General features: G+C 38.3%; 27 protein-coding genes. 4 read left to right on the top strand and 23 right to left on the bottom strand.

Going from position 1 to position 24720, the window contains the following annotated elements:
- Positions 1-14: 14 nt before the first annotated feature.
- From ABXT71_RS03905 to ABXT71_RS03885, 5 genes are all read right to left on the bottom strand, one after another.
- Positions 15-1400 (bottom strand): Ig-like domain-containing protein, encoded by a 1386-nt coding sequence (locus tag ABXT71_RS03905; RefSeq protein ID WP_415372542.1) that lies wholly within the window; start codon positions 1398-1400, stop codon positions 15-17.
- Between the two features lie 156 nt (positions 1401-1556).
- A complete protein-coding gene (locus ABXT71_RS03900; protein WP_415372541.1) occupies positions 1557-2546 on the bottom strand; it encodes an aspartate-semialdehyde dehydrogenase in 990 nt (329 codons plus the stop codon).
- Positions 2547-2693: 147 nt separating this feature from the next.
- On the bottom strand, positions 2694-3104 hold the full coding sequence (gene mscL / locus ABXT71_RS03895; protein ID WP_415372540.1) for a large conductance mechanosensitive channel protein MscL: 411 nt from the start codon (positions 3102-3104) through the stop codon (positions 2694-2696).
- A gap of 66 nt (positions 3105-3170) precedes the next feature.
- Positions 3171-4295, bottom strand: coding sequence for an alanine racemase (gene alr / locus ABXT71_RS03890; protein WP_415372539.1), 1125 nt, complete (start codon positions 4293-4295; stop codon positions 3171-3173).
- Between the two features lie 3 nt (positions 4296-4298).
- Positions 4299-4937: a thymidine kinase gene (locus ABXT71_RS03885; RefSeq protein WP_415372538.1), complete on the bottom strand. Its 639-nt coding sequence runs from the start codon at positions 4935-4937 to the stop codon at positions 4299-4301.
- Between the two features lie 101 nt (positions 4938-5038).
- On the opposite strand from ABXT71_RS03885, the gene ABXT71_RS03880 reads away from it, so the two are divergent.
- Genes ABXT71_RS03880 through rsmI form a run of 3 tightly spaced genes read left to right on the top strand, consistent with a single transcriptional unit; the run spans position 5039 to position 6871 of the window.
- Entirely contained in the window at positions 5039-5815 is a 777-nt protein-coding gene (locus ABXT71_RS03880) for a hypothetical protein (RefSeq protein ID WP_415372537.1), read from the top strand.
- Between the two features lie 26 nt (positions 5816-5841).
- Positions 5842-6201, top strand: a complete 360-nt coding sequence (locus ABXT71_RS03875) for a DoxX family protein (protein ID WP_415372536.1) — start codon at positions 5842-5844, stop codon at positions 6199-6201.
- Position 6202: 1 nt separating this feature from the next.
- Positions 6203-6871 (top strand): 16S rRNA (cytidine(1402)-2'-O)-methyltransferase, encoded by a 669-nt coding sequence (gene rsmI, locus ABXT71_RS03870; protein ID WP_415372535.1) that lies wholly within the window; start codon positions 6203-6205, stop codon positions 6869-6871.
- Between the two features lie 163 nt (positions 6872-7034).
- Here rsmI and ABXT71_RS03865 read toward each other — a convergent pair whose 3' ends face one another.
- Positions 7035-7625, bottom strand: coding sequence for a carboxymuconolactone decarboxylase family protein (locus ABXT71_RS03865; protein ID WP_415372534.1), 591 nt, complete (start codon positions 7623-7625; stop codon positions 7035-7037).
- Between the two features lie 77 nt (positions 7626-7702).
- Complete coding sequence (locus tag ABXT71_RS03860) at positions 7703-9172, bottom strand: T9SS type A sorting domain-containing protein (protein WP_415372533.1); 1470 nt, start codon at positions 9170-9172, stop codon at positions 7703-7705.
- A gap of 59 nt (positions 9173-9231) precedes the next feature.
- Between ABXT71_RS03860 and recJ the strand changes: the two genes are divergently transcribed.
- Positions 9232-10920 carry a single-stranded-DNA-specific exonuclease RecJ gene (gene recJ, locus ABXT71_RS03855; RefSeq protein WP_415372532.1) on the top strand — a complete coding sequence of 563 codons (1689 nt, stop codon included), beginning with the start codon at positions 9232-9234 and terminating at the stop codon, positions 10918-10920.
- 94 nt (positions 10921-11014) lie between these two features.
- Here the strand turns inward: recJ and ABXT71_RS03850 are convergent, their stop codons facing one another.
- The 16 genes from ABXT71_RS03850 to ABXT71_RS03775 form a co-directional block, all read right to left on the bottom strand.
- Positions 11015-12247 (bottom strand): murein hydrolase activator EnvC family protein, encoded by a 1233-nt coding sequence (locus tag ABXT71_RS03850; protein ID WP_415372531.1) that lies wholly within the window; start codon positions 12245-12247, stop codon positions 11015-11017.
- Positions 12248-12250: 3 nt separating this feature from the next.
- A complete protein-coding gene (locus ABXT71_RS03845; RefSeq protein WP_415372530.1) occupies positions 12251-13030 on the bottom strand; it encodes a DUF4292 domain-containing protein in 780 nt (259 codons plus the stop codon).
- A gap of 1 nt (position 13031) precedes the next feature.
- The gene (locus ABXT71_RS03840; protein ID WP_415372529.1) at positions 13032-14390 is read right to left on the bottom strand and encodes a tetratricopeptide repeat protein; all 1359 of its coding nucleotides are present in this window, start codon (positions 14388-14390) and stop codon (positions 13032-13034) included.
- Between the two features lie 158 nt (positions 14391-14548).
- On the bottom strand, positions 14549-15565 hold the full coding sequence (locus tag ABXT71_RS03835; RefSeq protein ID WP_415372528.1) for a sugar phosphate nucleotidyltransferase: 1017 nt from the start codon (positions 15563-15565) through the stop codon (positions 14549-14551).
- Positions 15566-15608: 43 nt separating this feature from the next.
- On the bottom strand, positions 15609-16046 hold the full coding sequence (dut, locus tag ABXT71_RS03830) for a dUTP diphosphatase (protein WP_415372527.1): 438 nt from the start codon (positions 16044-16046) through the stop codon (positions 15609-15611).
- A 63-nt stretch (positions 16047-16109) separates the two neighbouring features.
- On the bottom strand, positions 16110-17570 hold the full coding sequence (locus tag ABXT71_RS03825; RefSeq protein ID WP_415372526.1) for a lipopolysaccharide biosynthesis protein: 1461 nt from the start codon (positions 17568-17570) through the stop codon (positions 16110-16112).
- Positions 17571-17592: 22 nt separating this feature from the next.
- On the bottom strand, positions 17593-18108 hold the full coding sequence (locus ABXT71_RS03820) for a hypothetical protein (protein WP_415372525.1): 516 nt from the start codon (positions 18106-18108) through the stop codon (positions 17593-17595).
- Positions 18109-18302: 194 nt separating this feature from the next.
- Positions 18303-19166 carry an ATP synthase F1 subunit gamma gene (gene atpG, locus ABXT71_RS03815; protein ID WP_415372524.1) on the bottom strand — a complete coding sequence of 288 codons (864 nt, stop codon included), beginning with the start codon at positions 19164-19166 and terminating at the stop codon, positions 18303-18305.
- An 87-nt stretch (positions 19167-19253) separates the two neighbouring features.
- Entirely contained in the window at positions 19254-20834 is a 1581-nt protein-coding gene (gene atpA / locus ABXT71_RS03810) for a F0F1 ATP synthase subunit alpha (RefSeq protein WP_415372523.1), read from the bottom strand.
- 93 nt (positions 20835-20927) lie between these two features.
- Positions 20928-21467 carry an ATP synthase F1 subunit delta gene (atpH, locus tag ABXT71_RS03805; RefSeq protein WP_415372522.1) on the bottom strand — a complete coding sequence of 180 codons (540 nt, stop codon included), beginning with the start codon at positions 21465-21467 and terminating at the stop codon, positions 20928-20930.
- 83 nt (positions 21468-21550) lie between these two features.
- Complete coding sequence (locus tag ABXT71_RS03800) at positions 21551-22051, bottom strand: F0F1 ATP synthase subunit B (protein WP_415372521.1); 501 nt, start codon at positions 22049-22051, stop codon at positions 21551-21553.
- 130 nt (positions 22052-22181) lie between these two features.
- The gene (gene atpE / locus ABXT71_RS03795) at positions 22182-22373 is read right to left on the bottom strand and encodes an ATP synthase F0 subunit C (protein WP_415372520.1); all 192 of its coding nucleotides are present in this window, start codon (positions 22371-22373) and stop codon (positions 22182-22184) included.
- A gap of 79 nt (positions 22374-22452) precedes the next feature.
- Positions 22453-23595, bottom strand: a complete 1143-nt coding sequence (gene atpB / locus ABXT71_RS03790) for a F0F1 ATP synthase subunit A (RefSeq protein WP_415372519.1) — start codon at positions 23593-23595, stop codon at positions 22453-22455.
- Between the two features lie 102 nt (positions 23596-23697).
- Positions 23698-24087 carry a hypothetical protein gene (locus tag ABXT71_RS03785; RefSeq protein ID WP_415372518.1) on the bottom strand — a complete coding sequence of 130 codons (390 nt, stop codon included), beginning with the start codon at positions 24085-24087 and terminating at the stop codon, positions 23698-23700.
- Positions 24088-24093: 6 nt separating this feature from the next.
- Entirely contained in the window at positions 24094-24312 is a 219-nt protein-coding gene (locus ABXT71_RS03780) for an AtpZ/AtpI family protein (protein WP_415372517.1), read from the bottom strand.
- Between the two features lie 19 nt (positions 24313-24331).
- Positions 24332-24709, bottom strand: a complete 378-nt coding sequence (locus ABXT71_RS03775; protein WP_415372516.1) for a bactofilin family protein — start codon at positions 24707-24709, stop codon at positions 24332-24334.
- Positions 24710-24720 lie beyond the last annotated feature (11 nt).

The raw sequence follows: 24720 nt of genomic DNA, 5'->3' as shown, positions 1-24720 counted from the left end.
AATAGTATTTTTAGTTAATCACATGTTGTATTTAAAGAATTTATCCATTCCTCAATAAGTTGTAATCCCTCGTCGTGAGATAGATTGCGGCCAAACTGAGGCATTGTAAACTGGCTATCCACTATTTCCATTCTATATAGATTTATAGAATTTGCAGCGTCTCCTGGTGCAAATAGTTTAGTGCCGGGAAACCCAGGAATTTCTGTGTCTGCATCAATGCAGATTCCCAAGTTATCGGAGTTGTTGTCAGTGTCATTGTAAAGCAGTCTCAATGATCTATAATCGGCTTGACCACCAGCGGAGTGGCAATTTCCGCAGTTAATATCTAGATATGCTCTTGATCTATCTAAAAGTGATTCATTAATATCTTCCCAGTCTACCACGGTGTTAATAGTTGACGGTAGCGCATCTTCAAGAAACCCTTCTTCAATAAGCTTGTCTAGTTGATTTGCCGTGCCAGACTCATATGCATAATTAGAATTAATGTTCTGTGGCTTAATCCCTAATGGGATGGTAACCAGGTCATTCGTGTGACAGACAATACATTGTGTTTGTGCTGGGATTCTATAATTAACAAATCTTTCTTCTCCGTCTTGAATCCATTCTACCTGTGTAAAACCACCATTACCGGATTCATCAAGAAAAGCTTCAGTTTGTTCCTCATTCCAAATATATTCTGCAAATTCCCATCCAGAAGACTTTTTAACCATAACTCTAGTTTCAATAATGTGGCGTTGATTTTCAGGCAATACATTATCGTAATAAAATACTTTTACAAGTGAACTTCCCACGGGAAAACTTAATGAATTACCATCACCATTATAAGTTGCTTTGCTCCCTTCAGGAACATACACAAAACGCGCTTTTTTTGCATAGTTGGTAAAAAGAGGCGTAATTGGTTCGAAAGGTAAAAGCCCGAAAACCGGATTAAATGCGCTTAGGTTATCTGAGAAAAACCCATAAGAAGAAAGGGTGTCATATGGGAAACGAACTAAATCAACACGGATAGGAGACGCTATTGCGACTGTGATAGTTACTGTTTCAGTTTTACAACCACTCCCTAACTCGTTGCAAATAGTATATTGAAAAGTATCAACTCCATCAAAATCATTGTCGGGGTCATAGGTGAAAGAATCATCTCTTACATCTGCCGGAGTACCTTGATCGTTTTTTGAAACAACGCCATTTGAAGCTGCGTTAAAAGACAAAATTCCTTCTTCTGGCACATTGGTATCGTTATTTAATACCGAAATAGTAATGGTTTCTAGGGATGAGACCATGAAACTATCTGCTTGAGTTACTATCTCTAGTGGCACGTATGCGTCATCGTCTCCTTTACAAGAAACAATACCAATAAAAATAATGAAAGCAACTGCTTTGTATAGACGTCTTTTATTCAATTTCAGCAATAATTTAATTATTGTACTATAAAGATAAAAGAAAGATTGTTAGTAACTTATGAATATACTCTAATAATGAGACTTTTGTGAGACTATTACCCTTCTATGTTTTTGAAAATGAGAGGGTAAAACCCCTTATCTATTAATTATCTTAGTTTAGACAAGATTGTTTTTCACCAAATACTCCGCAATCTGCACGGCATTAGTGGCCGCGCCTTTTCTTAAATTGTCGCTCACAATCCACATATTTAGTGTGTTAGGTTGGGTCTCGTCTCTGCGCAATCTTCCCACAAACACATCGTCCTTACCATTAGCATAGATAGGCATAGGATAGGTATTTGTGTCCGGGTTATCTTGAATTGTTATTCCAGGTGTCGCGTGCAGTAATTGACGTACTTCTCCTAAATCAAAGTCAGTTAAAAACTCCACATTAACCGCTTCACTATGCCCGCCCGCAGTAGGAATGCGTACTGCCGTGGCAGAAATAGAAAAGGTCCGATCGTCCAGTATTTTTTGTGGTTCTCTGGCGAGCTTCATCTCTTCTTTGGTATACCCATTTGCTTCAAAATCATCACAATGTGGGATCGCGTTTCTATGAATAGGATAGGGATAGGCCATCGCGCCCTTAATTCCATTTTGTTCATTATCCATTTGTGTAACAGCATTCACGCCGGTTCCAGAAACGGATTGATAGGTAGAAACCACGATACGTTTCATTTTATATTTTTTATGCAAGGGAGCAAGCGCCATCACCATCTGGATAGTAGAGCAATTAGGATTTGCAATAATTTTATCGTCCTTGTTTAAACAAGACGCGTTGATTTCTGGAACGATTAGTTTTTTAGTCACATCCATTCGCCAAGCAGAAGAGTTGTCGATTACAGTGGTGCCTGCTTCGGCAAACTTGGGTGCCCATTCTAAAGAAATATCACCTCCTGCAGAAAAGATGGCGATGTCAGGTTGGGCCGCAAGAGCTTCTTGCATCGCTACTATTTTATATGTTTTTCCCTTATACACTAATTCACGTCCGACAGACCTTTCTGAAGCAACAGGAAGAAATTGTGAAATCGGGAAGTTACGTTCTTCTAGAACTTTTAATAAAACGGAGCCCACCATACCGGTGGCACCTATAATTGTTACTTTCATTGATTGAATTTTTAGAGCATATAAAAGTACTCCATTCTTATAAAAAGACCATAGTAGTTGCTACAAAAAAGAACACCCTATCGGTTTTGATAGGGTGTTAAATTTAATACATTTTAACCGCTTTTTGAACGGAGCCGAAGGCGAGTATTATTTCTTCAACGAGTCGCGAATCTCTTTTAAGATATCAAGCTCGCTAGGTCCTGCTGGTGCAGCTGGTGCAGCTGGTGCTGGTGGCGTCTTCGTTTTGTTGTACGCTTTTACAATGATAAATAATACAAAACCAACAATGATTAAGTTAATGATGGCATTAATCCATTTTCCGTACATGATGGCATTCTCTGCCTTTGACACGGTACCATCTGCAGCTACAACAGCCTCATCAAGTACAACTTTAAAGTCTGCAAAATCAACACCGCCAGTGAAGTGACCCACAATTGGCATCATAATATCGGAAACAAAACCTCCTACTACCAGGCCTAAGGCGCCTGCAAGTAATACAGCTACTGCTAAGTCAATGACGTTACCCGTCATAATAAAACTCTTAAATTCTTTTAACATTTTAAATATGGTTAAATGGTTAATAAGTAGCCAAGATACAGTTTTGTTTTTTTATAAAAATTTTAACTACTGTTTGTCGATTTCTTTTCGACTAATGGTACGTTTTATCCGAGAAGATAATGCGGTAAGTAATTCATAAGAAATAGAATTCATCTTATCAGCCAAGGCCTCTGCGGTAAAGGTTTTATCAAAAACAATTACTTCGTCGCCTTCTTCACAATCTATGTTTGTGACATTAACCATGATCATATCCATGCAAACATTTCCTATAATAGGAGCCTGCTTCCCATTCACCAGAAAACTAGCACGACCTTGCCCAAGTGTTCGCGGCAATCCGTCTGCATGTCCTATTGGTAAAGTTGCTGTTTTCAAGGCGGTGTTTACCTGTCCTTTTCTACCATAACCTACGGTATCACCTTTACTTAAATGATGAATTTGCGAAATCACCGTTTTTAGGGAGAGCACTGGAATTAATTCTTTGTTATAACGGATATCATTACCAAACCCATACAGTCCAATACCACAGCGCACCATATCATACTGCGCTTCTGAATAATTTAAAACACCAGATGTATTGAGTGTATGCAACAGCGGTTGGTATCCTATAACTTTGCTTATTTCTTCGGAAATGTGCTGAAATTGATTAATCTGGCCTTCTGTAAAAGACTTCTCATTGACATCTTCACTAGCCGCCAGATGTGAAAACAAGGAGCGTACTTTAACGCTTGATGTTTTAGAAAGCAGATTACAAATAGTGGTTATTTCCGAAGCAGTAAAGCCAAGTCTATTTAAACCGGTGTTAAACTTTAAATGAATGGGGTAGTCTTTCTGGCTTTTTGAATCAGCAAATGCAATAAACGCTTGCAGCATTTTTATAGAATAAATACTAGGCTCTAAGCATCTTTCAATGATGCTATTAAAGTTAATGGGTAATGGGTGCAATACCAGAATAGGCGTTGTGATTTCTGCGTCTCTTAGTTGTTCGCCTTCGCCAGAATACGCGACCGCAAAATAGTCACAGCCTAGTGTTTCTAGTTCTTTCGCCACGATAACACCATCGCTTCCATAGCCATTGGCCTTGACAACTGCCAGCATTTTTGTGGGAGTCTCAAGCTTAGATTTTAAAAAATGATAGTTGTGCCTAAGTGCATTTAGGTCAATCTCCAGCGTCGTTTCGGTTGCTTTAGGCATAAGTTAAGCTTGCTTCTTTGGCTTTATTTCTAGAGGCTCTTGCACGTTCATATTCTTTACTTTTTCGCGAAGCATTGCTTTATAAAAAGCAGCCCTGCTTAAAGGTTCATATTCTTCTGTCTCACCGAGCAAAACAAGATCGTCATTTGTAGATTTTCTAAAACTGTAATTTGCAAGATTACCCGTTCTTGGGCAAACTGCGTGCACTTTAGTAACGTATTCTGCAGTAGCCATAAGGGCTGGCATTGGACCAAAAGGGTTTCCTTTAAAATCCATATCGAGACCAGCGACAATTACTCTTACACCTCGATTCGCAAGATCATTGCAAACCTTTACTATTTCATCATCAAAAAACTGAGCCTCATCAATACCCACAACATCACAGCCATCTGCTAGAATAGGAATATTTGCTGCGGCAGGCACAGCAGTAGAACGTATCTGGTTTTTATCATGAGAGACTACTTCATCTTCATCAAACCTAGTATCCACCGCGGGCTTAAATATCTCTACTTTTTGCCTAGCAAAGTCTGCTCGTTTTAATCGCCTGATGAGTTCTTCAGTCTTGCCAGAAAACATAGAACCGCAAATCACTTCGATCCAGCCGAATTGCTCTTTTTGATTGACGGTATTTTCTAAAAACATGTGTGATAAATTAGACGAAAACAGATTATATTTCCGTTTTACATAAAGGTTGCGTAAATTTATAAAAACTAAAGAGAGCGAACCCTAAAAATTTTATTTTTATGAAAAACAAATTGCGAGAAGATATTAAAAGCTTGGGCGCTACACTTTCTGCTACGGAAGGTGCTTTTAACATCCTAGAAGTAAAAGCTACGGTTGCTAAACTCCAAGAGCAACTTGCCGTGCTTGCCTATTTAGAATCGCAAATTAAAGTTTCAGAAACAAGTGCATTAGACTCTAAGAGCTATCGAGAAGATACTTGGTTTAAAGAACCAGTGCCAGTTCCTCAACCAGAACACGAAGATGAACTCGTGGAGCCAGCAATGGAAAAAATAAAAGATATCGTTGCACAGATACCGCCAGAGTCTCAAAAGATTGATGAATTACTAGAAGAAATTTTACCACGGCAGAAAACGGTCAAGAATGATCTTGAAGACTTTGCCGCAAGCTATCTGAAAATGCCTACATTTACTAGGAAGGATGAAAAATCAATGCCGGCTGGATCTAGCTTAATAAGCAAAGAATCGTCAAAAGGAATAGAAGCACCAAGGAAGGTGCATATGTTAAATGAAGACCCGGCACAACCTAAGTCTCTAAACGATAGTATAGGTAACGGGTTGTCTATAGGTCTTAATGATAGATTAGCTTTTATCAAGCATCTTTTTGAATCCAGAACGGACGATTATCAACGCGTGTTATCGCAGATAAATACGATGGAGAACTTTAATGCAGCGGCATCTTTTATAACGAATAACGTAAAGCCAGATTATAACGATTGGTCAGGGAAAGAGGTGTATGAAGAGCGATTTATGGCAATCGTAGAAAAGAATTTTAACTAGATTGTTTCATTAAAAACCAACCTATTATGAATCTTCAAAAAATTATTTACTGGGTGGCAACAGCATTGCTTTGCCTATTACTTTTTTATTCTGCCTTTAACTACTTGACAGAAACAGAAACCTTTACAGGGTATTATGAGTCATTCAATTATCCTGCCTATTTAGTAGTGCCCATGGCAATTGCAAAAATACTAGGGGTGATCATGATTTTATGGCGCAGCAGTAAATGGCTAACAGAATGGGCGTATGCTGGACTGTTTTTTGATTTTGTGCTCGGATTTTTTGCGCATTATTTAGCAGGAGAATCAGCGGAGTCTACCTTGCCATTAATAGCGATTGTGTTATTATTAGTTTCTTATTTCTTCGGAAAAGTAGTGAGGGAATAATATGAGCAAACTTTTTCTAGTACCTACCCCAATCGGTAATCTTAAAGACATGACATTTAGAGCTGTAGAAGTGCTAAATGAAGTAGATCTCATTCTTGCCGAAGACACCCGCACAAGCGGAAAATTATTAAAGCATTATGAAATTACAACTCAAATGCATTCACATCATATGCACAATGAGCATAAAACCACAGAAGGTATCGTGGCTAGAATTAAGGGAGGCGAGACCGTTGCTTTAATTAGTGATGCAGGTACTCCGGCCATTAGCGACCCAGGATTTTTGCTAACGCGAGCCTGTGTACAGGCAGGTATTGAAGTGGACTGTTTACCAGGTGCAACTGCATTTGTCCCTGCTCTGGTGAATAGCGGCTTACCTAATGACAAGTTTGTTTTTGAAGGATTTCTTCCTGTAAAGAAAGGGCGTCAAACACGATTCCTCACTTTAGTAGAAGAAACACGGACTATGATCTTTTATGAATCTCCGCACAAGTTGATCAAAACACTTGGACATTTTGTGGAATATTTTGGAGAAGAACGACAGGTTTCTGTGTCTAGAGAGATTACTAAATTACATGAAGAAACCATTAGAGGAACAGCCACCGAGGTGTTAGCCCATTATACGGCAAAACCGCCTAAAGGGGAGATTGTAATTATTGTAGCTGGAAAATAGATAGCTTCATTCTCTTAATAGCGACTGGCATCAAGACTTGCTGGGCTTAGACGTGTAAAGCGTAAAACACGCAATCACAAGAGATTAAAACCTGTGTGGTTGCGTGTTTTTATTTTAATAGGGTCAATAATTCAAATTGATATCTAGCTATCGTGGTAGATTTCTAAATGTGTTTCCCTTTCTCCCAACCGTGCTTCCCAAGGTATTGATCACCACTTTCTACTGCGCCATCTTCAATAGATGTCCCCATAGAGTCGTTCCATCTGTTTAGGTATCCAAAGAGAGAAATAACTCCTAACATTTCTACAATCTCACCTTCGTCCCAATGCTTGTAGAGGCGTTCTTTAATCTCTGCATCTACCGCGTTTGGCACCATAGAAGCTTGCAACGAAAAATCTAATGCTGCGCGTTCTGCTTTGCTAAAAGCAGGATGTGTTCTGTATTCCCAAATGTTGTCTAACTGTTCTTGTTCTGCACCATAACGCTCTGCCGCTCTGATCGCGTGTGCTTGGCAATAACGACATCCTGTAGCATTGCTACTTACCCAAGCAATCATTCTTTTTAGAGAAGAAGTTACGCGGCCATCATTTGCCATGACGGCTTTATTAAGATTAATGAAAGCCCTACTGATGGCAGGTCTTCTTTGCATCGTCAAAACACTATTTGGACAAAAGCCTAGTGTTTCATTGAAAAAATCTGCGAGTTCTTGTGTTGTTTCGTCGTGGTCTGGCGAAAGTGGCGTTACTAATGGCATATAGAATTGGTTTTTTACAAAGCTAGGTGTTTCACCTAAACTTGTAAGTTGTAGTTTAAATTAAATACTATTTCGCACTAATTTTTGATAAGCTTAAAAGTAGAATTTTCAACTTTTAACAAATAGATTCCGCTTTCATATTGTGATAAATCAACTTCTGTATGTTGCTTCTCAAATTCTCCTTGAATCAACAATGTCCCTTTTAAGTCAAATATCGCATAGGGTTTTGGACTAGATAGCAAGGAAGAATGACTGATTGTGAAAATATCTTTTGAAGGGTTAGGCGATACTGAAAAGTCAAGTGTGTTTTCTTCGTCAATGCCTAATGGGCTGTTGTTATATCGCAGCATAATAAAATTCATTGGTGGCGCGTTATACCAAATTGTCGACCCTAAAATGTAGATTTTGCCATTGGAGTGATGCAATGGTCCGTAAGAACCCATCTCATCAAAGTTAGGTTCAAAATTAAAGGTATTATCAACATTTCCATCGTTATGAAAGCGCATCATAGTAAAGTTTAAGCCCCCTTCGAAGTCACTCACATTTCCGTGAAACAATAACTTGCCATTGCCTTGTTCATATACAGTTCCTGCATAAGAATTAACGATTACTTGACCATTATTTCCAAAGGAACTATTCGTACTACCGTTTTCATTGAGCTTAAATATTCTTGTTTCTGTGAGACCTTCTTCCCAGTCATATAATGTTCGTGAAACAATTATTTCATTATTTTGTAATAGTGTGTAGTTAAACCAATAAGGGTCTGTTTCGCTTATAGGTTCTGGAACAATAGTAAATCCATTTGTGCCGTACTCGTTATTAAGAGTTCCATCCTCATTAAAACGATAGATAGTATGTACTTGGAGTTCTCCTTCTAGGCCTCTTATTCCTATAAAAATTTCATTAGTGACAGATAAGCTAAGCTGTGCCAGCCTATCGTAATCACCATTAATTTGAATAGCAGTAGTAATAGCAGGAAAAGAGTTGTCAATAGCCCCATTGCTATCGTACTTCACAAACTCAATGGTTTCATCATTACTATAATCAGCAATTAAAACACTGCCGTTATCAAGAATTACAAATTTCTTGGAGTAGAAATTTGACTGAGTAATTACTAATGCACCATCATCACCATAGCTTTGGTCAACTTCAGCATCGATGCTAATTTTATATAGAGCATCGTAATTTGGGTTTATATCTAAGTTTTCCCCATAAATTAAAATAGAACCATCAGCAAGCTGCTTATGAAGATTAAAAACCATAAAATTATCTGGCAGTATGAGAATTCCATTTTCCCCATAGGTAGATATCAGGTTTCCATTTTCATCTACTTGCATTAAAAAATGAGTGGTAGCGCTCGTATAGCAACTTGCTGAGAACAAAATAGTACCATCATTCAACTCAAGAGAAGATCTGATGTAAAGATTTTCACAATCAAATTCTTGAAGGATCACTCCATTGCCCCCAAATGAGCTATCTGGACTTCCATCTTGTGCACTCATTAAACAAAACGAGAGGAGCACGAATACGTAAAATGTTTTTTTCATCAGATTTAAATTTACAATAAATTATTAATTTATAATCAGAAGTTGTAATTTCCAAACTTATGCGTTGGAATATACTACCAAAATCAGATTCAGAAAACAGCCTTGAAATCGCTCAGGCTTTAGGCGTGGATGATACTATTGCAGATCTTCTTTTACAAAGAGGGATTACCACCTTTGATGAAGCGAAACACTTTTTTAGACCCAGTCTAGACGATCTTCACGACCCTTTTTTAATGCAAGACATGATGCTTGCAGTAGCGCGAATTGAAAAAGCAATTGAGGATAAAGAAAATATTTTAGTCTTTGGTGATTATGACGTAGATGGAACTACGAGTGTTGCTTTAATGAGTAGTTATTTAAAAACGTATTACCCAAATGTAGCAACCTATATACCGGACAGATATGATGAGGGCTATGGCGTTTCTTATAAAGGGATAGACTTTGCGGAAGACAATGGCTTCTCATTAATCATCTCCTTAGATTGTGGTGTAAAGGCGATTGAAAAAGTAGCCTACGCTTTAGAAAAAGGAGTCGATTTCATTATTTGCGATCACCACCGTCCAGGACCAGAGTTGCCAAAAGCTATTGCGGTGCTAGATCCTAAAAGAGACGATTGTAACTATCCATTTGATGAACTTTGCGGTTGTGGCGTTGGATTTAAATTGATACAAGCCTTGGGCTCACGACGTGGCCAAACTATAGAAGACTTGCTTTTGTATCTAGACCTTGTTGCCACTGCTATTGGTGCAGATATTGTGCCTATAACCGGGGAGAATAGAATTCTAGCATATTTCGGATTAAAAGTGATTAACAGTAACCCTCGCACGGGGTATAAAGCGATCTTAAAGCAGGTCAAAAAAGAAGTGCTCACCATTACAGATGTTGTTTTTATTATTGGCCCTCGTATTAATGCAGCAGGAAGAATGAAACACGGGAATCACGCCGTGACACTTCTTGTAGAGACAGATATGAATAAAGCGGCTGTTTGGGCTGCAGAGATAGAACAGTTTAATCTGGATAGGCGAGAAGCAGATAAGCGCATCACAGAAGAAGCGCTTAAACAGATTGTCAAGAATAAAGAAGAAGACAAAATGACCACCGTGGTCTTTCAAGAAGACTGGCACAAAGGTGTGATCGGGATTGTTGCCTCGAGGCTAATAGAGACTTATTATAGGCCTACTTTAGTTTTTACAAAAAGCGGTGATAAATTAGCGGCTTCTGCTAGATCAGTTTCTGGCTTTGATGTATATAATGCTTTAGAAAAATGTTCCGAGTTTATTGAGCAGTTTGGAGGGCATAAATATGCCGCGGGATTGACTTTGGATGAAAAAGATTTTGAAAATTTCAAAAACAAATTTGAACAAGTAGTTTCAGAAAGTATAGACCCAAAACTGTTGCAACCAAAACTTGCCATCAACATGGAAATAGACCTCGCAGGCATTACTCCGAAATTTTACAGAATTTTAAAACAGTTTGCGCCATTTGGTCCTGGCAACCCAACGCCGGTTTTCTTGACTCAAAACCTAACCGAAACAGGTTACGGAAAATGCGTAGGTGATGACAAATCACATTTGAGAATCACCGTAAAACAAGGAATCTCACAATACGTATGCATCGGTTTTGGAATGGGTGATAAAAAATCGATTGCTTGTTCTGGGAAACCTTTTAAAGCGGCTTATGTTATTGATGAAAACGAATGGCAAGGCAACGTGAGTCTGCAACTAAGGCTGAAAGATATTAAGGCATAATCTAAAACACCCTTAAAATTTCCGAAGTAAAGAAAAAAGCAATACGCTTTTGATGTGTAATCCTTTGTTTTTTTCTGAGCACTAGCAAGGTTACTTACATTCTAAAAATCCAATCTGCAGGGTTTAATTTGCTCCCGTCTTTGTAGACATAAAATTTCATTAAAAAACGCCCAGAGGCAGCATTCTTAGAAACGGTACCTAAGGGTTGTTTTGTGGTTACTTTATCACCTTTTTTTACTTTCAATCCAGAAAGGTTGCTATAAATAGAGATATAATTACCGTGACGTATCATGACCACTTTATTAGACCCTTTAATCTGTTGTACCTCCATCACCTCGCCATTAAATACGGCGCGTGCTATTGCGTCTTCTTGAGTGGCGATTTCTACACCACTATTAGAGCGTGTAAGGTTAGGGTTTGAAGGCACTTTATGAGTTCCAAACTTCCCCACAACTACGCCTTGTTCTACTGGCCAAGGAAGTTTTCCCTTGTTGCTCGTAAAACTATTAGCGAGTTCTCTCGCCTCTGGTGTCATCGAAAAAAGATCTCTAGAGGCTGTTGAAACTGTATTTCCTTTTACTGAAGTTCCCTTGTTGGCTTTTGCTATAGCAGCCTTTATTAAGTCATCTATTTCTTTATCGAGCTTGCTTGCTTCTCTTTGTTTCTTTTTTATTTGGGACGCAAACTTCCCTTCATCCTTCTTTAACGTGGCAACAAGTGACTCTTGAGATTTACGCTCTGCTTCTAGCTTTTTCTTTTCTTTCTTGTTTTCTGAAATGAGCACATCTTTTTGTTTACGCTGGGCGATGAGGTCTGTGTTGATGGTCATTAACTTATCAGACTTTTCCCTGATAGTCACTCCTTGCTTTTTGCGATATTCTGTATACTGTTTCATATACTGTATGCGCTTATACGCTTGTAAAAAGCTCTCTGATGATAGTAGAAACAAGACCCTGCTTTGTTGTGATTTACTCTTATACGATTTGTTGATCATCGCTGCATAATCTTTCTTGAGCGCTCTGAGCTCTTCACGCAGTTGCTCCATTTGAGCCAGATTATTATTGATGGTTCTTGACAGGTAATTTGCCTGTTGGTTTGTTACCTTAATAAGGTTTTGCCTTGCCGAAATGCGCTGATCAATATCTTCTACTTCTGTTAAGAGGGACTTTTTCTCTCCACGAGTCTTAAATAGGACAACCTCGATTTGCTTAATTTCATTGAGGATGCTCTGGCGTTTTCGCTCAAGATTCTTTTGCTTATCTACCTGAGCAAATCCTTGGGCAGCTAGAAGAAAAAGAAAGAATACTATATAGATGTGTTTGCTCAAGGTCTAAAGTTCTATTGGTGTATACCCGTTTGGGATATTAAATGAAAAGTTAATAGCAGGGTTGAGGTCTATCTTTCTGTATTCCATTTCGATTTTAGTTTTTTTGCCTTCATCCTCTGTGTTTACTTCTAGTGTAGTAGGAAATAATTGGCCATCAACTGTTTGGTATTGCCCGTACTGAACTTCAAGTTGACGCATTTCCGAAGGTTGAGAAACGCTTTCATGTGAGACCTTAAAGGTATCAGGATTTAATAGAACAGAAAAGTAAAAATCACCCAAAGGGTTTTTAGGTTGGAGTCTATATTTGTTGGTTACAACGGCCGTTGTATAGTTATTTGTACTTAGGCTAAAAACGGACTGCCCCAGTAATATGGCTTGGGCTTTTTCAAAATTAATATCGGTGCCTAACCAGTTGCTTAAAAGTTCAAAATCCCCATCAAAATAAGTGTTGCTGATGGTTTCGTAATACTGAACACTGTTTTTTGTAATGAGCGATTTTGCAATGGTGACGCCAAGCAGCGAGGCTTTAATCCATATTTTTTCATCTTTCTGCATTCGCAGACTTATGGTAATACCTTGAGATTTTTTCTCATCTTCATAAGCAACATACATCCTAGCGGCGAGTGTATTGAAAGTAGGCTCGGCATTATTGTGGGAGGCAATAATCGCTTTTGCCGCAAGAGAGTTGTCTGCAGTACTAGAACCCGTAACAGGCTTAACCCCTCCGCAGGCGCTAAGTAAAAGACTCAAAAAGCCTAAAATAATGATGTGGGTTTGCTTCATATTAGTTGATAACGATGGAAGCAGCCCGTTTAGCATACTCCGCTGCTTTTTTAATATTACCATTAAGGGCATATGCTTTTTCTAGTTGTGTAAAAAAGTCTTTTTCTAAGGCGTCGTTTTCCACCACGTAGTCCACGCCGGTTTCAAGTGATTCAATAGCTTTATCTGTATTCTGTAGGCCTATGTTTGCAACCCCATTCAATAAATAAAGTAAAGGCTGTGCAGGAAAAATATCGAGCCCGCTGCTACTGTAAGTAGCTGCTTCGTCAAATTGCCCAAGGTTGATTAATATCAACAGTGTGTTTTTGAGCAAGCTATAATTATCCGCATCATTTGCCAAGCCTTTTTTATAAGCAGCTATAGCTTCTTCTTTACGGTTTTTTGACACGTAATAGTCTCCTAGTTTTTCATATACCGCCCCGTTTTCTTCTGAAAAGTCATGGACAGTTTTCTCAAGTGTTTTTTCAAATTCTGGGTGCGTATCCACAAACGAAATAAAATCACCTAACACGCGATATTTACTTTCTTTGTCTATTTTTTGAGATTCAAAAACAAGCTCCATAGACATAATTGCCTCTTTTGTTAAACCGGCATCTAGATAGAATTTGTAAAGTGCAAGATGAACCATCTCGCTTTTTGGTTGGTTTTTTAAGAGCTCTTTAGCTGTTTCAAATGCTTTTTCTGTATTTCCTTCGTCACTATATAAGTAGATGAGACTTAAATAATCTTGTTCTTTTTTTGGGTTTGCGTCTACACGAGTTTCAAGTTTTTCTATTTGTTGCTCATTATTGCCAGTTGCTCTATAGACAGATTTTCGCAAAGTGTTTCTATAGGCACTTTCTCCTAAATCTTGATCTAACTCATCTAGAATAACAATCGCTTCATCGTATTGCTGCGTTCGTAAATAAAGGCTTGCTAGGTCTTCTTTATAATCTGGATCTTTTGTTATAAGTACTATTACCAACGGGATTGCTTTTTCATAATTACGCTGTAAATAATAGACATTGTACAAAGACTCCATGACATCTAGTTGGTCAGGTGTTGAAGAGAGTACGCTTTCAAATTGGACTTCTGCCGCATTGTATTTTTTAAGAGAGACTAAGTTTTTACCTTTTTCAAAATAGACGACTGCTAGTTGTTCTTGATCCCCTTGGGCAGCGCGTTCTGCTTCATCTAGTGCATTTAAAGCTAACTCATAATTCTCGATACCCTTTTGTTTAAGTGCTTCAAAAAAGGCCTCTTGAAACGCGTCTGTAACATCTCCTAAATCATCCGCAGGGGCATCACCTAGGTTTTCTTGCGCGAACCCCAACAGTGGCAGTAAGAAGATGAATACGTATGTAAGAATGTTATTTTTCATATAATTATTGTCTAGTCCTTTTCCAAAGCCTGATTCGCCTTATAGCTTGTGCGTCTCGACTATCCCTGAAAACCCCTCGCAAAACTTTATCTACTCAACCGAAAAGGCTGATTGAAAAGTTTGACGCTCCCAGAGGGAGCGTAGCTTGTCTTATTCTTTTATTTCAACTGTGAATAATCACCGATACTCACGTTTGTAAACTTCCCGTCAAAATGTGCGTGGTTTCCGATCATTGCATTGTCTAAAGCAGCATTTTTAATTGTTGTGCTGGTTTGTATGATGCTGTTTTTCAATGTGCTGTCTTCAATTATTGTGCCTTTCCCGATGGATGCGAAGGGTCCAATAACACTATTTTTTATAACCACGCCATCCCCAATAAAGCAAGGAGGAATAATCTCTGAATTCTCCACAGTACTATTTTCTGAAATGAGCGGCTCGTTTGCGTCGGCAAGAAAACCGAGCATTCTGCGATTCGTTTCAACGGTTACTTCTTTATTTCCGCAGTCCATCCATTCACTTACAGCGCCCGCTTTAAAGATTTTCCCATCTGCCATCATTCGCTTGATACCATCATTAATCTGGTACTCTCCGCCATTAATGATGTTATTGTCCAATACGTATTGTAATTCTTTTTTCAACACCGAAACGTCCTTGAAATAATAAATACCGATTACGGCTTGATCACTTACGAAGGTTTCAGGTTTCTCAACCAGCTCGATAATTTCGTCTTTTTCATTCAAGTTTACCACACCATACGCCGAAGGATTTTCAACGTGTTTTGTCCAGATTACAGCATCTGCTTCCTTATCTAAGTCAAAATCTGCACGGATCAAGGTGTCTGCATATGCTATAACAGCAGGGCCACTTAAAGAAGGGGCTGCACACATAATCGCGTGTCCAGTTCCTTTAGGGTCGAGCTGACGGTATATACTAGGTTTTGCACCTAGTTCTCTCGCGAGGTCCTTTAAACTTTCTACAACGTCGTCTCCAAAGAAAGCAGGATCACCAAGAATGAAAGCAATCTCTTCAATGTCCTGATTTAATACACCAACGATATCTGCCACCAATCTGTGAACGATAGGTTTTCCAGCGACAGGAATTAGTGGTTTTGGTACTGTTAAACTATGTGGACGTAGACGGCTTCCGCGGCCAGCCATTGGGACTATGATCTTCATTTATGATTGTAGATTTAGGATATAATATTTGAGTTTTTCAGTATTATTTGGTTCCTGTCGAACCAAATCCGCCCGCTCCTCTTTTTGTTTCAGATAATTCTTCTACCTCTTCAAAAATTGCTCGCTCATGTTTTGCGATTACTAATTGAGCAATACGTTCTCCATTCTCTATAGTAAAATCTTCATTGCTTAAATTTACAAGAATGACCCCTATCTCACCACGATAATCAGCATCAATGGTTCCTGGGCTGTTTAGAACGGTAATTCCTTTTTTTGCTGCTAGGCCACTACGAGGACGAACTTGCGCCTCAAAACCTATAGGTAATTCTATAAAGAGACCGGTTCTTACTATGGCACGTTGCAAAGGTTTTAGTGTTGAGGGTTCTGGAACATTTGCACGGATATCCATTCCTGCACTAGCGATTGTCTCGTAGCTAGGGAGTGGATGGGAAGACTTGTTTATAATTTTAATGTTGGCCATATTGTTTGTTTAGTTGAGCTAACGCTTCATCCAGTCTTTCTGTTGCTGAGACGGGAGTAAAATTTATTTTTTGATAATTTGTTTTAACTCCTTCTTTTCAATAAAGAACACGCCTAACAAAAATACCAATAATAAGGCAGTTCCAATGATGAGATTTCGATCAAAAACGTAAAATGAAACAGCGCCAAAACCTGTTGCCACCATTAAGTATGTACCTATTTTTTTGACTTCATAAGGTACCCTGTAATATTTCCGCCCTAAAAAATAGCTTGTTAACATCATAGAGCCATAGGCAGCAAGTGTTGCTATTGCCGCTCCTTTGTAGCTTATAATGGGGATTAATGCAAAGTTTACAACGATGGTGATAATTGCGCCAAATACCGAAATGTAGGCGCCGTACTTGGTGCGGTCTGTCACTTTATACCACACAGAAAGATTGTGATAAATGCCTAAACAAAGATTAGCTAGCAGAATAAACGGCACTACTGATAGCGCTACCCAATAAGCTTCATCACGAATCAAGAGTTGTTTGAAAAAATCAATATAAACCATTACCACCAGAAAAATGATACAACCAAAAATGGTGAAGTACTTTGTGATAAGCGCATAGGTTTCTTTTGCATTTGCCTCCTTTGAATGATTAAAAAAGAATGGCTCAATACCCAGTCTAAATGCAGTGGCAAACAAGGTCATAAAAACACCCAGTTTGTAACAGGCGGCATAGACGCCTACTTCGGTTTCTGCAATATCCTCCGGGAGTAAATAGTCTAATAGAATCTTATCAAAAGCTTCATTAATAGAAAAGGCAATCCCAGCAATAAGAACAGGAAATGCATATCGCATCATCTGTTTCCAAAGGGCATAATCAAATTTAAACTTGATTTTAAAGTATAAGGGCAAGACCATTAATAAGGTAGCACCACTGGCAATTATATTTGCCTTAAAAATAAAATCTACGGGATAGTCTACCAAACGCATAGCACCCCAAAAAGTTTCTAGATTGCCTTTGTCGAGTATAGGTAATGCTAACAAGAAGAAAAGATTAAAGCCTAAATTAATACAAACATTCAGGATTTTTACAAACGCATACTTTAGTGGTTTTTCGTTGGCCCTATACCATACGAAAGGGATGATTACTAAGGCGTCTAAAACTAAAATTTGTAAAGCCCAAACGACGTAGCGTTCATCAAAACCAATGAGATTAGCTATTTGGTCTTTAAGTAGATATGCGAGGACAAAAATGGCCAAAGACGTTATTGTGATCGAGGTAAGTGCAGTAGATTGCACCAATGATTTTTTATTACCGTCTTTATTGAGAAACCTAAAAAATGCGGTTTCCATTCCATAGCTGAGCAAAACATTACCTAAAATAATATAGGCCATCAAAGTCGCATATACCCCAAAAGATGAAGGGTCTAATACTGACGTGTACAAAGGCACCAGGACAATGGCGAGTGCACGTGGCAAAACCGTAGCGAGACCGTAAATAAATGTTTGTTGAAAGAGTTTTTTATAAAGGCTCAAAAGATCTATTATCTAGTTGTAATTAGTCAATACCATTGGGGTTTACAGAAGGCAAGAAAAGTGGCTCTAGGTCTATGACACCAGTGATTTTATAATAGAACTCTTTGTTTTGATAGGCATAACTAAACACGGCTTCGTTGACTGTTAAGTCGAATGGGAAAGGAGTTCTAGGCGTGTTTTGTGCTTCAGTTACATAATCGCTATCCATCACAAAATCTTTCTTTTCGTCTTTAAAATATCCATTATAGCGCACTCTGATACTTGGGTCTGTCTTTGCTTCAATCACTTGGTCCCTAAAATAAAGGTCCTTAAAGACAACCCCTTCTTTTATGTGTGAAACGGGAACGACTAAGTTGGTGCCGGTGCCTCCTTCTTGAATTCCGGCCATCCATTTTTGAGCGGTTACCCCTTCAATCAAAAAGGGTGGGTTTTGCTGAAATTGTATAGACTCACCATCTGGCTTTGCATTACCACAATTGCAAAAGCTGAAGAGCGTGAGCGCTAGTATAAAAATTGAAATTAATTTTTGAAATGACATGCGATTAAGTTAGTGTGTATAAAGATAGTTATCAATTATTTAACTGAGTTACTTTTATAATATTGGCTGTTGGTTTAGAATAATTGAGATTTTGTATTGTTTTGAACATTTCGGAAGGGAAAGAAAAAACCTCTCAAATCATGAAGACTTGAGAGGTTTTAAAAAGTTTTACCGGTAATCGAGCGGAGTTGAGATTAGCCTGCTAATGCCTCTGCACCACCAACGATCTCTAATATTTCGTTTGTAATGGATGCTTGACGTGCTTTGTTATATTGTAATTTAAGCGCATCACGCATCTCTGTTGCGTTGTCTGTTGCTTTGTGCATTGCTGTCATACGTGCGCCGTGCTCGCTAGCTACACTGTCTCTAATCGCCTTAAACAATTGTGTTTTTAAGCTCTTAGGGATCAGCCCTTCTACAATCTTTTCTTTTGATGGCTCAAAGATATAATCTACTGTTGTAGTCACTTCTGTTGCAGCAGCAGGGAGGATAGGCAAAAATTGCTCTCTCATCACTATTTGAGTTGCAGCGTTTTTAAAGTTGTTATATACGAGTACAATCTTGTCGTAGCTCCTGTTTGCAAATTGCTCCATTAGCATTTCGGCAACATCAGAAGAATTATCAAAAGATAAATCGTCAAAAATGGCACTATTGTGATGGATAATCGTTCCGTCCTTTTTAAGGATGTCATTTCCTTTTTTACCGATAGTTACAAAATCTACTTGCTTTCCAGCGTAGGTTTCATTTGCTAATACTTTAGAGGCTTTTACAATATTACTATTGAAAGCTCCAGCAAGACCACGGTTAGAAGTTATAGAAACGATTAATACTTTATTAACGTCACGTTGATCGCTGTATTTACTACCGCTATCTGCGTCAAGTGTTGCGCTTAGGTTTTGTAATAGCTCCGTTAATTTTTCAGAATAAGGACGCATTGCTGTAATCGCATCCTGCGCCTTCTTCAACTTTGCAGCAGATACCATTTTCATAGCACTTGTAATCTGCATTGTTGATCCAACGGATGATATTCTGTTTCTTATTTCCTTGAGATTCGCCATTCTTAATTAGTTATAATTTATAACACTTCGGCTTAACATCCCCCTAACCCCCTTCTAATGGGGAGCTAATGGGAGTTTAAAATTTAATTATTTCTTGTACTGTGCTGATAAATCTGCAGCTACACTAGTTAAAGTGTCGATCACCTCGTCAGTTAATTTTCCTGATTTTAGCGTATCTAGTGCACCTCTATGCTTCGCGTTTAAAAGCTCTAGGTAATTTCTTTCAAATTCCTTCACTTTCGTTACGGGTACATTTCTAAGTAAGTTTTTAGAACCTGCATAGATAATTGCAATCTGATCTTCTACCGTAAATGGTGTATTCTCGTTTTGCTTTAAGATCTCTACATTACGCTTCCCTTTTTCAATTACATTTAAAGTAGCTGCATCAAGATCAGAACCAAATTTTGCAAATGCTTCTAATTCACGGTATGCTGCTTGATCTAGTTTTAATGTTCCAGATACTTTTTTCATCGACTTAATCTGTGCGTTACCACCTACACGAGATACCGAAATACCTACGTTAATTGCTGGACGTACACCAGAGTTAAATAAATCTCCATCTAAGAAAATTTGTCCATCTGTAATCGAAATTACGTTTGTTGGGATATAAGCAGATACATCACCCGCTTGTGTTTCAATAATAGGCAATGCTGTTAATGATCCACCACCTTTAACAATAGGTCTTAGCGATTCTGGAAGATCGTTCATTTCTGAAGCAATCTTATCATCTGCAATTACTTTTGCAGCGCGCTCTAATAATCTTGAGTGTAAGAAAAATACATCTCCAGGATATGCTTCACGTCCCGGTGGGCGACGTAATAAAAGTGATACTTCACGGTATGCTACCGCTTGTTTAGATAAATCATCAAATACAATTAATGCAGGACGACCCGTATCTCTAAAGTACTCACCAATCGCAGCACCTGCAAATGGCGCATATACCTGCATAGGAGCAGGATCAGATGCGTTTGCAGCAACAATAGTAGTGTATGCTAAGGCTCCAGCTTCGTCTAATACTTTTGCAATGTTTGCAACTGTAGAAGCTTTTTGTCCAATAGCAACATATATACAGAATACTGGCTCACCAGCATCGTAAAATTCTTTTTGGTTTAGAATAGTGTCAATACAAACAGTTGATTTTCCTGTTTGACGGTCACCAATCACAAGTTCACGTTGCCCTCTTCCTACTGGAATCATCGCATCAATGGCCTTAATACCTGTTTGTAATGGTTCTGTTACTGGCTCACGATAAATAACCCCTGGTGCTTTACGCTCCAATGGCATTTCGTATGTTTTACCTTCGATTGGTCCTTTACCATCGATAGGCTCCCCAAGTGTGTTTACTACGCGACCTACGATACCTTCACCTACTTGAAGTGAAGCAATACGTTGGGTACGTTTTACAGTAGCACCTTCAGAAATACCTCTAGAAGGTCCTAATAATACAACTCCTACGTTATCTTCTTCAAGGTTCAAAACGATACCTTCCATACCATTTTCAAACGCTACTAATTCACCGTATTGAGCATTAGCAAGCCCGTACACACGTGCAATACCATCACCTACAGTTAATACAGTTCCTACTTCGTCTAGAGAAGCTGTTGCTTCAAAGCCGGTTAGTTGTTGTTTTAAAATTGCTGAAACTTCAGCTGGTTTAACTTCTGCCATTTTTATTTAGTTTTGAGATTTTAGCTTCAATCTAAAATCAACCAGTTAATTGTAATTATTATTTTCTTGCTTCTGAAATTTTAAAATTTCAGATTAAACTGCTTTTGTAAATTCTCTTTTTAATGCTCCTAGTTGGTTGGCGATACTTGCGTTGTACTGCAAATCACCCACTCTAAGAATGAAACCACCTACGATGCTTTCGTCTACTTTATTTTCTATCGTAACGTTGTTGCTTCCTGTCATCTCTTTCACCTTTGCTAATACTTGATTCTCAAGATCTGCAGAAAGTGGAACGGCAGTAGTAACGTGTGCTACTTTTACTCCTTTATTCTCGTTGTATAAGCTTACATAACTAGAAGCAACACCCCCTAAAAGGTTGATACGCTTGTTTGCTGTTAAGATCTGAATAAGACCTTTAGTTACTTCGCTATTATTTTCAAAGATTTTATTTAACGCTGCTTTTTTGTCTTCTCCTTTAATGATAGGACTCTTAAGCACGTTACGTAGCTCTTTACTACCTTCAATAGTTGCGTGTACAGATTTCATATCGCCAAAAACAACTTCACCTATGTTGGCTTCGTTGGCTTGGTCTAAAACTGCTTTTGCGTATCGTATGGCTGCTCTACTACTCATATTTATTACCCGCGTATGCGGGTATCTTTTACAAACCTATAAAAAGGCCTGCGGCAACACCTTACAGGTTGCCTTGTTAATTCTTAATTTAACTTAGCGTCTTTTAACATAGAAGCGACTAATTCTAGTTGCTTGTCTTTGTTAGATAATTCTTGCTTTACTACTTTTTCTGCAATCTCTACTGAAAGCGTAGCTACTTGAGACTTGATGTCTGCAATTGCCGCTTTCTTTTCTGCTTGGATGGTAGCTTGTGCGTTTGCAATGGTTTTATTTGCCGCTGCTTGCGCTTCGTCTTTTGCGTCTGCGATCATTTTTGTTTTGATCTCACGCGCATCTTTCATCATAAGCTCACGTTCTGCACGTGCTTCTTGAATAAGCTTCTGATTATCAGCTTGAAGGTTTTGCATTTCTAACTTTGCATTTTCTGCAGAAGCTAGCGCATCCTTAATACCTTCTTCACGCTCATTTACGGCGTTTAAAATAGGTTTCCAGGCATATTTTCTTAGTAAGAATAAGAGTAATATGAAAAGAAGTGATTGCCAAAAAAACAATCCTAACGAAAACTCACCTATTAATTTTTCCATTTTTAATGCTGTATTTTAATTTCTTAAAATTTCTGAAGTAATATAAACACTTCAGTTTACTGTTTGTTTAATTTAAATCAAGCACCTCGCTGTAACCAACCGTTACAGCGATGGGCTTGTAAAAGTGAGATTAAGCTGCGAATAACGCTGCAAAACCAATACCTTCGATAAGGGCAGCTGCGATAAGCATTGCCGTTTGGATTTTTCCGTATGCCTCTGGTTGTCTAGCAATAGCTTCCATTGCTTTTCCACCAATCTGACCAATACCGATACCAACACCGATTACGATTAAACCTGCTCCTACGATTCCTGGGATTTCCATAATAAATATAAATTAAAAATTAAACATTCTACTTAGTTACCATTCCCTTCGACTATGCTCAGAGACTAGTGATTAATTATTATAAATGCTGTACCTCTCCTTCGTGCTCTTCTGCGTGTGCATGGCTTTCGCTAGCGAAACCAAAGTAAAGCGCAGATAACATTGTGAAGATATAAGCTTGTAGCAGGGCTACTAATAATTCTATTAATGAGATGGCAAATGATAAGCCAAATGAAAGGGTACCACCTAACCAACTTTGGAATACATAAATAAGACCTATCAAACTACCTAATACAATATGTCCTGCTTGTATGTTTGCATACAGACGTATTAATAAGGAGAAAGGCTTAATAAATAGACCAAGGATTTCAATTGGGATAAGAATAATGTACAAAACAAGTTTTCCATACCAAGGCAATGTATCTCCTAGTGGGTCAAAAATGTGTCTCCAGTAATCTTTTGTGCCCGTAAAGTTTGTAAGGAAAAATGTAAACAAGGCTAAGGATGCTGTGATTGCAATGTTACCAGTAACATTTACCCCTAGTGGAGTTAAACCAAATAAGTTTAAGAACCATATAAAGAAAAAGATGGTCAATAAGTACGGCATATACTTACCGTGTTTTTCTACACCTATGTTTGGGATTGCAATATCATCTCTTATATAGAGTACAATAGGCTCAAAGAAACGACCGATGCCTTGTGGCACACTTCCGTTTTTTGCATAGCTTCTTGCTAGTCCTCTAAATAATAAGAATATAAGGATGCTTACTACAAGTATCATAAAGACACTTTTAGTAATAGAGAAATCTAAGGGCTTCTCGTTTGTCGCGTGATGCTCTTCATCATAGTTAATGGTTCCTTTCGGGCCATCGACTTCATAAATTTTGTATGAGTGTGTATCTAGCGCGAAGTGTTTCCCGTTAGATGCCACTACATTTTCTCCGTGGTGAAAAGATCCTGAAGAAAAAATGTGTAGCCCATCTTCCCAAAGAATTACCGGTAATGGAAATCCTACATGATGCTTTTTGCCGGCATCATCTGTATAAGAATACAGACCAAAATCATGTGTGTCAAGGTTGTGATGTTTAACGTATTCACTCACCTCTTTTTTTCTTTCTGCCTCTGTAGTTCCCTCCTCTTGCTCTGGTGCATCTGCACAAGAAAATAAGGTTGTCGCCAACATAAAAACTGAAAGTAATGTAAAAAGCATTTTTCTTTGCATACCAAACGTGATAATAGTGTCCTTAAAATCGGTGCAAAAATACAGTTATTCCTCACAAATAAAAAAATAAAATAAATATATTTTCAACCGTTCAAAAGAACCCTAAGACGTCTGATTATTAAGCTGTTTTGACAAGTGTAAAACTTCGAGGATTAAGCACACGAGGTAAGGCACGAAAAACGCAGTAAATTCTACGATGGTGACTGCTCCATCTGCCTTATAAGTAGGGTTAAAAATAATGAAGAAACAAAGAAACTTAAGGCCACTCCCTACAAGGAAAATGAGACCCGCTTTAGATGACTTTGATTTCATAACCCGCTCCATTAAATATAAAACGACTCCAGCTAAGACAAAATTGATTGCATAAGCCAACACGATTTTATTATCAAATAGCAGGTGTTTATAATAATGCAAGACCGCAACATGAATCCCAAAGACCAAGATAAGAATAACAAATAAGCGGGCTAAAAATGTGATGCTCTCTTTTTTCATTTGGGTTTAAGAGTTGAGCTTATTAGTTTGTTTAACTACAAGAAAAAGAGAAATCGCAATACCTATAAATGTTGCGGCAATAATAAAGCCATTGTTTCCGGAGTTGTATGAAGCATCTAGCCAAGCGCCAAGTTTTACAAACACGTATATTATAACGCCCATTTCTATACCAATCGCAGACAGCACGGCCCAACGCCTTATATTATTTGAGCCTTTATCTGGCATAGAAAATTAATGTTAATTGTTACGAAGCTTTCACCGCGCTCAGGGTGTTGCCCATAGCGCAACTTGCATTAAAGATAGCGCCAGGTTCTACAGAGAGTTTACCCACTTTAACCTCGCCATTAATTACGGCAGTAGATTTTAAGGATAACAATTCTTTTACGTGTAGTTTTCCTGTAAACGCACCTTCTATTTCGGCATTGTCACAAGTAAGCGCTCCGTCAATAAGGCCTTTCTTGCCAATGACTATTTTATTAGGCGTCGTTACGTTACCTTTTATAGTGCCATCAATTCTAAAGAAGCCTTTAGAGTCTATATCTCCTGTGATGTGTGTTCCTTCATTTATACGGTTCTGGTTTGCAGAAGGATCAAAGTTCTTATCTTTTTTTTCGTGGCGCATTGGTCGTGGGG

It is taken from the genome of Patiriisocius sp. Uisw_047 (assembly GCF_047730165.1).
GTDB lineage: Bacteria > Bacteroidota > Bacteroidia > Flavobacteriales > Flavobacteriaceae > Patiriisocius.
The sequence above is the reverse complement of the archived record's forward strand: the minus strand, read 5'-3'. Positions and strand labels throughout refer to the sequence as shown.